10 protein-coding genes and 1 pseudogene are annotated in these 9,519 nt (G+C 64.6%); 5 read left to right on the top strand and 6 right to left on the bottom strand.

What is annotated here, in order from left to right; genetic code table 11:
* From B7G66_RS15115 to B7G66_RS15095, 5 genes and pseudogenes are all read right to left on the bottom strand, one after another.
* On the bottom strand, positions 1-333 hold a 333-nt coding region (locus B7G66_RS15115; RefSeq protein WP_048859356.1), incomplete at its 3' end, for a trehalose-phosphatase.
* A gap of 107 nt (positions 334-440) precedes the next feature.
* Positions 441-1,184 (bottom strand): DUF2155 domain-containing protein, encoded by a 744-nt coding sequence (locus B7G66_RS15110; protein ID WP_003617444.1) that lies wholly within the window; start codon positions 1,182-1,184, stop codon positions 441-443.
* A complete protein-coding gene (locus B7G66_RS15105; protein ID WP_003617442.1) occupies positions 1,181-1,411 on the bottom strand; it encodes a hypothetical protein in 231 nt (76 codons plus the stop codon). The genes B7G66_RS15110 and B7G66_RS15105 overlap by 4 nt, the downstream gene beginning before the upstream one ends.
* Positions 1,412-1,578: 167 nt before the next feature.
* Positions 1,579-2,073 (bottom strand): annotated as a pseudogene (mlaD, locus tag B7G66_RS15100) (outer membrane lipid asymmetry maintenance protein MlaD); the annotation flags it as partial.
* 58 nt (positions 2,074-2,131) lie between these two features.
* Positions 2,132-2,500, bottom strand: coding sequence for an NADH-ubiquinone oxidoreductase subunit NDUFA12 family protein (locus B7G66_RS15095; RefSeq protein ID WP_040511351.1), 369 nt, complete (start codon positions 2,498-2,500; stop codon positions 2,132-2,134).
* A gap of 230 nt (positions 2,501-2,730) precedes the next feature.
* On the opposite strand from B7G66_RS15095, the gene B7G66_RS15090 reads away from it, so the two are divergent.
* From B7G66_RS15090 to B7G66_RS15080, 3 genes are all read left to right on the top strand, one after another.
* Positions 2,731-4,359, top strand: coding sequence for a TSCPD domain-containing protein (locus B7G66_RS15090; RefSeq protein WP_231106231.1), 1,629 nt, complete (start codon positions 2,731-2,733; stop codon positions 4,357-4,359).
* 38 nt (positions 4,360-4,397) lie between these two features.
* Positions 4,398-4,865, top strand: a complete 468-nt coding sequence (locus tag B7G66_RS15085) for a RidA family protein (protein ID WP_003617435.1) — start codon at positions 4,398-4,400, stop codon at positions 4,863-4,865.
* Between the two features lie 65 nt (positions 4,866-4,930).
* Positions 4,931-6,106: a GNAT family N-acetyltransferase gene (locus tag B7G66_RS15080; protein ID WP_003617430.1), complete on the top strand. Its 1,176-nt coding sequence runs from the start codon at positions 4,931-4,933 to the stop codon at positions 6,104-6,106.
* Between the two features lie 43 nt (positions 6,107-6,149).
* Here B7G66_RS15080 and B7G66_RS15075 read toward each other — a convergent pair whose 3' ends face one another.
* On the bottom strand, positions 6,150-6,377 hold the full coding sequence (locus B7G66_RS15075) for a hypothetical protein (RefSeq protein ID WP_141312677.1): 228 nt from the start codon (positions 6,375-6,377) through the stop codon (positions 6,150-6,152).
* 33 nt (positions 6,378-6,410) lie between these two features.
* Between B7G66_RS15075 and B7G66_RS15070 the strand changes: the two genes are divergently transcribed.
* Together B7G66_RS15070 and B7G66_RS15065 are read left to right on the top strand one after the other, a co-directional pair.
* The gene (locus B7G66_RS15070; RefSeq protein WP_003617426.1) at positions 6,411-7,145 is read left to right on the top strand and encodes an MDR/zinc-dependent alcohol dehydrogenase-like family protein; all 735 of its coding nucleotides are present in this window, start codon (positions 6,411-6,413) and stop codon (positions 7,143-7,145) included.
* Between the two features lie 445 nt (positions 7,146-7,590).
* On the top strand, positions 7,591-9,372 hold the full coding sequence (locus B7G66_RS15065) for a DEAD/DEAH box helicase (protein ID WP_003617424.1): 1,782 nt from the start codon (positions 7,591-7,593) through the stop codon (positions 9,370-9,372).
* Positions 9,373-9,519 lie beyond the last annotated feature (147 nt).

Genomic DNA, 9,519 nt, shown 5'->3' with positions numbered 1-9,519 from the left:
CAGCCATGCGGACGGCACGGCTGGCAGGTTGGCGCGCACGATGGAACCGCCGGGGCTGCGGCGCACGGCGATGCCATGTTCCCCCGCCACGGCATAGGGCACATCGCCCAGGAAGAAGTCGATCTGGTCAATCGGGCGGCCCGAAATGACCGCCACCGCATTCCCGCATTTCGCCCGCAACCGCCGCAATGTCGCCAGCAGCCCGGCCTGCACCTTCACCGATTCGGGTGTCGGCGCGATTTCCACCAGAGTCCCGTCAAAATCCAGCAAGAACGCGGTCTTGTCCGGGGGGGGCATGTCGCCATGGCCAGGCAGGAAAGACATCAGGCTCATCATGTTTCATGACCTCCGGGAAACCGAACAGGCGAAAATATCGACGCAAACGAAGGGAACGGCACTGCCCGCCCCCCGTTTACGTGGCGTCGAACCATGCTTGCATATCAATGCAGCAAGAGTGGGGCAGCCGCCGAATTATCTTCCGCTGCCGGTGGCGGGGCGGCCATGGGCGCCACGGGGGACGACAGCGAAGGGGCTGCCGGGCGCGCCGGGGGCGGCGATGACGGCTGAGGCGGAAGGGGCGGCAACGGCGGCAGGGCCGTCGCCTGCTGCGGTGTGGCCGTCTGCGGTGTGGCCGGGGACGCCGCACCATCGGGTGTCATGGCGGCTGTCCCCAATGCCGCGGTAGAGGGGGCGGCAGGAACGTCGGCAGGGGTGGCCTGCTGCTGCACCACCGCAAGCGGCGGGGGAATCGGGGCGACATCCGCCCCGGCACACCCGACGACCTGCACGTCATAAAGCGGATTCTGGAAAAGGCCGAGCGCGGGTTCCTGCGTCAGCATCCAGCCATCAAAGGGGGTCATGCCCTCATGCGCGTCACGCACGGCAAGCCACGCCGCCGTGTCAGCAGGCAGCGTCGGCGGCCGTTCAAGACAGGCCCGCGCATGCAGCGTCAGGCTTTTGTAGGTCGCATCCTGCCCGGCGGGAATATTGAGGATCTGCACATGGGCATCAAGCTTGTCGAGGATACGCACGATCGCGACGCCACGCCCCTTCCACGTATCAGGCGGATACATCACGGGGGGCGCCAGCCACTGCGGCGCATCGGCATGGGCCACAACAGGAAGGACCATGCCCCCGCACAGCAGCAAGCTGGCGAAGGCAGCAACACGCATCTGCCGGATCATGCGTGCGGGCTCCGCATCCTGTTGACCAGTTCAGTCAGGATACGCCGCATCTGCGCCTCATCCACACCCATCAGGATCGCATCCTCGAACGCGTCGCGCATGACATCATGCAGTTCGACATAATTTTCACGCAGCACCACCAGTTTTTCCCGACATGACACCGGCTGTCCATCGGGTTGGGGCCAGATCGCGGGAATCGCATCATCTTCACTCTCACCGTGTCCCATCGTCACGGCACCGTGCCCACGGCAGGCGCATCAAGTGGCGCAAGAGGGGGTGGGGCAGATGTGGGAGTGCCAGACGTGGCAGGGGAAGGTGCGACAGAGGCAGGTGCAACGGGGGAAGGTGCAACAGGGGAAGTTACTACAGGGGCCGCGCCGGACTGCTGCGCATGGGCGCGCGCCTGGTTGGCCTGCGTCAATGTGTCGGTGACGGAGAAGATGAACTTGCTCAGCAGTTGTTCGAGGCTGATGGACCCCTGCGTTTCCCCGATCGTGGCGCCGGGGCGCAGCATCCTGTCATCCCCGCCGGGGGACAACGCGATATATTTCCCGCCCAACAGGCTGTCACTGGTGATGATGGCCGCCGTATCATCGGGCAGCCTGATATCGGGGCGCACCGTAAAGGTCACGCCCGCGGCGAATGTTTTGGGGTCAACCCGTTCCTCAACGACCTGTCCCACCGTAATCCCGGCAAGGCGCACGTCCGACCCGACGGCAAGCCCGTCGATATGCGCGAACGATGCATTCAGGCGGTATCCACTTTCGGCGGGCCGGCCCTTGTCAATCACGGCATAGGCCAGAAACCCGCCCAGCAATGCAAGGACCGCGAACCCGGCCAGAAGATCAGCCGGCTTCCGTTCCGGACGTGCTGAAACCGCAGCAACCATGACGCGATGCTTTCCCAAAATCGATCAGCATCACCCATAACAGGTTATGCCGTGCGTTTCACCCTTCGGGGAACCATGCATCATAATCGCTGGTGGTTGAAGCCCGCTGCCCGCCGCGATAATCGCTGCCGGGCGGGCGATAGGCATCGGGCGTGCCGGTCTGGTTGGGCTGGTACGGGGCCTGCCACGCCTTGCGCGCGCTTTCGGGCAAGGGGGCGTCATCGACATGATGCAGCCATCCCCACCATTCCGGCGGGACGGCGGACGCATCCTCCCCCTTGTGATAGATGACCCAGCGTTCGTGCCGCTTCAGACCTCCACCGGTCCGGTTGGCCGTGCGGGCCTCATAATAGCACCGGCCATCGGCATCCTTGCCAACCAGCCGGCCCTTGAATCTGGTATAGATACGGGTGCCGAGATTTGCCATGACCCGCAACCTAGCGGCATTTTCCGCGAACACGGCGTCACATCTGCGGGATCGCGCACATATCGTGCCCATATCGCACGCATCACGCCGCGACCGTGCCGCCGCCAATGGCCCCATGCGTCATTCACACAAAGTTATCCCCCATATCCACAATATACAGTGGAATGTATAGTTGCGACTCCCCTTCCACCGGGTTCCGGCCGGATGGCAGGCGGGGATAAACTGCCCCCATGACAGCACGAAGCCACTGGAACGGCGTTCGCATGCGTACCGTGCAGGCCGCCGCGGACCCCGACGATACCCCCCGCACCGTCACACTTCCCGCCGATTGGGACGATACGGCGGCGGAAGCGCTTGCGCGGCTGACGCCGGGCCACCGTCCCATCGACCTGACGCACGAGGCGGCGCGATGGATTGATGACCTGTGCGCGGGCGATACCGCCGGGCCGGCCATCGAACCGGTCGCGCGCTCGCTCTCGTGCCTGCTGCTGCTGCGCCAGGCCGCCCCGACAGAGGCGCTGTGGCACGGGCATTTCGACCGCAGGCCGGGATTTATCGTCAACCTTGCCGCATTCGTGCATCCCGACATCGGCTTCCGTGCCGATGATTTTGTGGCCGCGCTGCGCCTGCTGGCCCGCGTGCTGCGCGCCATCGCGCAACAGAAGGCGGCGCTGCGCAACGGGGAACTGCCGCTTGGTGATCCCGCACCGACCCCGGCCACGATGCCCGATGACCTGGCGGGAACACGCACGATGGTCGCGGGGGAAATCCTGCTGACCAACCTTGATGCCTGCCTTGCGGGCCTTGGCCTTGATTACAATAGCGAGGGCGGACGCGACGCGGCATGCAGCCTTGTCGCGCTGGCGACGCTGGTGGCCCACGCCGGCGAAGGCGCGGACGCCCTGCCCCTGCCGCCCGTGCGCAGCGTCGTCCCCGGCGTGAACCAGATCGCACGCACCGTATGGCAGGATGCGGCGGTGGAAACCGAACGCCCCATGGCGCGGGTGGAAACCGGCTTTTCCGCCCCCGGCCCGATCGACGCACTGCTTGGGGTCGAAGCATGCGGGCTGGCCCCGGCATTTTCCCCCCTGCGTCCGGACGGACGCCTGGCGACAAGCACGCTGGCGCGACTGGCATGCCGTGGCCTGACGCTGGAGGCTGCTTTTGCCGCCACACTGGCGGGCGATGTCGTGCTGCCCCTGCCCGATGCGTCCTCCCACCAGTCGATGTATCGCGCGCTTGCCGGGTTTATCGACCGCATGCCACCACGCCCCGATTGCGTGCGTGACACGTTGCAGACCCGCGCACTGCTGGAACGTGGCGTGCGCCGCCCGCTGCCCCCCCGCCACGGCGGCTTTACCCAAAAGGCCAGTGTAGGCGGTCACCGCCTGTACCTGCGCACTGGCGAATACGAAGACGGGACGCTGGGCGAAATCTCGATCACGCCCACGCGCGAAAGCCCGATGACACGTGGCCTGATGGACAGTCTGGGACAGGCCGTCAGCATCGGCCTGCAATATGGCGCGCCGCTGGAAACCTATATCGAGGCCTTTGCCTACAGCCATTTCGGCCCAGCCGGGACGGTCGAAGGTGATGCGGTTGCATCCTATGCGACATCCATGCTGGACTACGCCTTCAGGGCATTGTCCGATGCCTATCTTGGCCGCAGGCTGCCTGATGCCCCGCATGAGGACAGCATGATGCCGACGCCATCGCCCATGCTGCCGCTGGACCTTCCTGCGCGTGAACATGCCGCACAGGGGCACATGGCCAAGGGACACCCGGCCAATGGGCATTCGAGCGGTGACAATGACGAAACGCCGCCACCGCGACGCGGCAGGCTGCGGCTGGTTGTATGACGGCGCACGTGCGCCAGTGAAAAACAGGGATTGATCCGATGTCCGCACACACCCCCGAAGAGCGCCTCAAGCAGCATGGCATTGTCCTGCCGACGCCTGCCGCCCCGGTTGCCAATTACGTCGCCGCCGTCATCAACGGCTCCTCCCTGATTGTATCGGGGCAGTTACCGCTGGTGGATGGCAAGCTGTATGCCACCGGAAAGCTGGGCGACAATGTCGCAGTGGAACTGGCGGTGGAGGCCGCACGATATAGCATGATCAACGTCATCGCGCAGGTAAAGGCCGCCATTGGCGACCTGTCGCGCGTAAAGCGGGTCGTGCGCCTTGGTGGTTTCATTGCCTGCACGCCTGACTTCACACAGCATGCGACTGTCATGAACGGCGCATCCGACCTGGCCGTTGCCGTGTTTGGCGATGCCGGCCGTCATGCGCGTTCGACCGTGGGCGTGCCCTCCCTGCCGCTGGATTCGGCGGTGGAGGTCGAAGGCCTGTTCGAAATCGCCTGATCCACGATTGCGGGCCTTCCTGTCTAGATGCGAAGGCCCGCCGCACGACATGCGGGGATAACGCGATGTCTTCCACCCGCCCCCCGGCCCGGCCCGGCCTGACCCTTCACCGTCGCATCGCGGAGATTGCAGCCACGCAGTGGGATCTGTGCGCAGGCGACGACAATCCGTTCGTCAGCCATGCCTTCCTCTGCGCGCTTGAAGATAGCGGGTCGGTCGATGCACGCACCGGATGGTTGCCACAGCATATGGTCCTGCGCATGGCCGACGGGTCCATCGCCGCGGTGGCCCCGATGTATGTCAAATCGCATTCATTCGGCGAATATGTGTTCGATCAGCAATGGGCCCGCGCATTCGAGGATGCGGGTGGCGCCTATTACCCCAAACTACAGGTCGCCGTGCCGTTCTCCCCGGTGCCAGGGCCGCGCCTGCTGGTGCGCGCGGACCTGCGCGGGGATGCACACATGGCGCGTACGCTGATTGCGGCCCTGCGGCAGGTCTGTGGCGAACTGGGCCTGTCTTCCACCCATGTGACATTCTGCGAACCGGGCGAATATGACCTGATGGGGGACGAAGGATGGCTTCAGCGGCTGGGGGTGCAGTATCACTGGGACAATCCCGGTTATGGCGGATTTGACGATTTTCTTGGCACCCTTGCCTCGCGCAAGCGCAAGACACTCCGACGCGAACGCCGCGACGCCAACAATTGTGGCCTGGTGTTCGAAACCCTACGTGGCCCCGACATTACCGAGGAACTGTGGGATCATTTCTATCGCTTCTACCTTTCCACCGTGGACCGCAAATGGGGCAGCGCCTACCTGCGTCGCCCGTTCTTCTCCCTTCTGTCGCAACGTCTGGGCGCACGGGTCGTCCTGATGATCGCGCGACAACAGGACGGGACGCCGGTTGCCGGGGCGCTGAACCTGATGGGCCGCGATACGCTCTATGGCCGCAACTGGGGTTGTGAACGTGGCGACTGGCCCTTCCTGCATTTCGAACTCTGTTATTACCGCGCCATGGATTTCGCCATCAGCCACGGCCTGCGCCGGGTGGAGGCGGGCGCACAGGGCGAACACAAGTTGCAACGTGGCTATCGCCCATGCCTGACCCATTCCGCGCACTGGATCGAACATCCGGGCCTGCGCCATGCGGTGGCGGAATTCCTGGGCCATGAACGTACCGCCATCCTTGGCGAGATGCAGGCCCTTGATGCCATGACCCCTTACCGCACATCTGACTGACCCCTGCCGGAAACAGCCTGACGGCGCGGCCGGTATTCCTTTTTTACAGCAGGTATCGTCCAACCCGGACATCGCCTTCCGGCGTCATGTAGCAACGACGGCTCCAGAACGACTGCCCCAGCACATTGTCAATCATATGCGCGCGCTCCCGACAGAGACCTGTCCGTGGCCTGCATGTGCCGCATGCGTCGGTGTTGTAGGGCGGTGTGACGCATGTCATGCGCACGCGCGCATCATGATGGTAGGATGCCCCCGCTCCAGCGCCCCGCACATACGGGCCTGATGACGAGGGAGGAATAACGCCATGCATGCCATGAGACTGAACGCCCCGCACACAGCGCTGCAATGGACGGCCCTGCCGGACCCTGCCCCGGGACCGGGACAGATCCGTGTCAAGGTCGGGGCCTGTGGCGTCTGTCGCACCGACCTGCATGTTGTGGATGCCGACCTGCCCGATGGCACAGATGACGTGGCCATGGCCCCCCTGCTGTGCGCGGGCCTGATCGGATGGCGCTCACTGGTGATCGCAGGCAAGGACGCGCAGAGTATCGGCCTGTACGGGTTCGGCGCCGCCGCCCACATCATCGCACAGGTTGCACTGTGGCAGGGACGCCGGGTCTATGCCTTTACCCGGCCTGGCGATACGAAGACACAGGATTTCGCCCGCGACCTTGGCGCGACATGGGCGGGCGGATCTGATGAGGCCCCACCTGAACAGCTTGACGCGGCGATCATCTTCGCCCCGGTAGGCGCACTCGTGCCTGCTGCGCTGAAGGCCGTACACAAGGCCGGCCGCGTCGTATGCGCGGGCATCCATATGAGCGAGATCCCGGCATTCTCATATGACCTGCTGTGGGAGGAACGGCAGCTTGTCTCGGTCGCGAACCTGACGCGACAGGACGGGATAGACTTCCTCGAACTTGCCCCGCGCGTGGGGGTTCGCACGAAAACCACGCCCTATCCCCTGCGTGATGCCAACCGTGCGCTTGATGACCTGCGCCATGGCCGTTTCGAAGGGGCAGCCGTCCTCGTTCCCTGATACATGCGGATCGCAAGGAATTTTCGCGGCATTGATGAAAATGCAAAATTTCTTCGATGCCCCACCTTCTCCCGAAGCGAGTTGTCCAAAAAGCCTCCCGGCCCAAATCAGGCGGCGCGCCTTGGAACATGTCCGGGAAATCAGGGCGCCAAAAGCAGCCCTGACCGTTTTTTCACGACGCTCCACGGCTGGTCACTGAGATGGGTCGAAGGTGCGTCACGGTCGGGAACGGGCGCGGGCGAGCCTGTCATGAGGGCCCCCGATCATGCGTGACAAGCCGTGCGTGAGCATCCCGCGCAAAGCGACGTTGGGCATGGCCCGTCATTATTGCTGGCATTTCGGGCCATCTTTCTTTATGCACCCCCTTCCCCCATGACGCATGAAGGGCCGGCGGCCTCTCCTCCTGCGTCGCCCTGAATTTACTCTGCCCGGATTGCTTCATAATATGCCGTTTCCTGAAACCCATCCCGCACTTCAGCGCGCGCTGGACGAACAGGGGTATGAAAACCCCACGCCCGTACAGACCGCCGTTCTCGACGTCGCCGCCGACGGGCGTGACCTCCTCGTGTCGGCCCAGACCGGGTCGGGCAAGACGGTCGCCTTTGGCCTGGCGATGGCCGATACGCTGCTGGGCGGTGACGAACGCCTGGGTCCCGCCGGCGCACCGCTTGCGGTTATCATCGCCCCCACGCGCGAACTGGCCATGCAGGTCACGCGTGAACTGACATGGCTGTACGCGGCGGCAGGCGCGCGCATCGTCTCGTGCATCGGGGGGATGGACGCCCGACGCGAGGCACGCGCCCTGCAGATCGGCGCGCATATCGTCGTCGGCACGCCCGGCCGCCTGTGTGACCATCTGTCACGCGGGCGTCTGGTCATGACAGACCTGCGGGTGGTCGTGCTGGACGAAGCGGACGAGATGCTTGACCTCGGCTTTCGTGACGAGCTTGAACAGTTGCTTGACGCGATGCCGAAAACGCGGCGCACACTGCTGTTTTCCGCCACGATCGCGCGCGAGATCGCCTCGCTTGCCAAGCGTTACCAGCATGATGCCCTGCGTATCGACACCCTGTCGGGCACCAAGCAACATGCGGATATCGAATATCGCGCACTGCTGACGGATGCACGGGAAATCATTCCGTCCGTTGTCAATGTCCTGCGCGAAACCGACAGCCCGACGACGATGGTGTTCTGCGCCACGCGTGAACTGGTGCGCCACCTGCAATCCGCGCTGGTGGAACGCGGCTTCTCCTCCGTTGCGCTGTCTGGCGAACTGGGGCAGGCCGAACGCACCCGCGCGATCGACAGCCTGCGCAAGGGCCAGGCCAGCGTCTGCGTCGCAACCGACGTGGCGGCGCGCGGCATCGACATTCCCGCGCTGGCGCTGGTGGTGCATGCCTCCCTGCCGACCGACCCGGCCACCCTGCTGCACCGTTCGGGCCGCACGGGCCGCGCGGGACGCAAGGGCGTCTGCGTCCTGATGGTGCCGGTATCGCAGCGCCGCCGCGCAGAACGTCTGATGATGGGGGCCAAGATTTCGGCCACATGGTCCGCCGTGCCCAGCGCGGAAGAAATCCGTGTGCTTGATACACAGCGCCTGCTGGCGGACCCGGCCCTGTCCGCCGCCGTGCCCGAGGCGGATCATGAACTGATTGCCCGCCTGACGGAAGGCCATTCCCCCGAACAGTTGGCGGCCGCCCTGTTGCGCAGTTATCGCGCACACCTGCCGCAGCCGGAAAACGTGCGCCAGATCACGCCTGACACCCGCGCACCGCGCGCCGAAGGCCCCCGTGCGCCGCGCGAAGGCCGCGATCATGCCCCGCGTGAGCCGGGATCATGGTTTTCCATGAGCGTCGGACGGCAGGACAAGGCAGACCCGAAATGGCTGGTGCCGCTGATCTGCCGCCTTGGCGGGGTGCGCAAGTCCGATATCGGCGCGATTCGCATCGCCGATACGCAGACCCTGTTCGAAATCACGCCTGATACGGCGGAAAAGTTCAGTTCCTGCATCGCCGCGATCGACAATGACGAGGTGCAGATCGCCCCGGCATCCGCCCCCCCCGGTGGCGGCATGGGCCCGCGCCGTTCCATGGGGCCGCGTGGCCCTGGTGGACGCCCGCCCGCCGGTGCCCGTCGTCCGCGTCCCTTTGGTGGCGGGGGTGGGCATGGTGGCCCGCGTGGGGGCGCACCCGGATCGTCACGCAAGCGCAGCGCACGACCGGCCTGAACGGTCTGACCTGACGGCGTTCCGAAACAACTAAAAGAGTGTTTGAAAACAACTCATTGATAAAAAACAAGAGAAGTGTTTGGGTGCCGCCTTTTTTTAAAAGGCGGCGTCTTCTGAAGCTTTTTGAAAAAAGCTTCACCAAAAACT

The organism is Novacetimonas hansenii JCM 7643, from assembly GCF_000964405.1.
GTDB classification, from domain to species: Bacteria; Pseudomonadota; Alphaproteobacteria; order Acetobacterales; family Acetobacteraceae; genus Novacetimonas; species Novacetimonas hansenii.
Note: the sequence above shows the minus strand (reverse complement) of the source record. Positions and strands in the feature narration are given on the sequence as shown.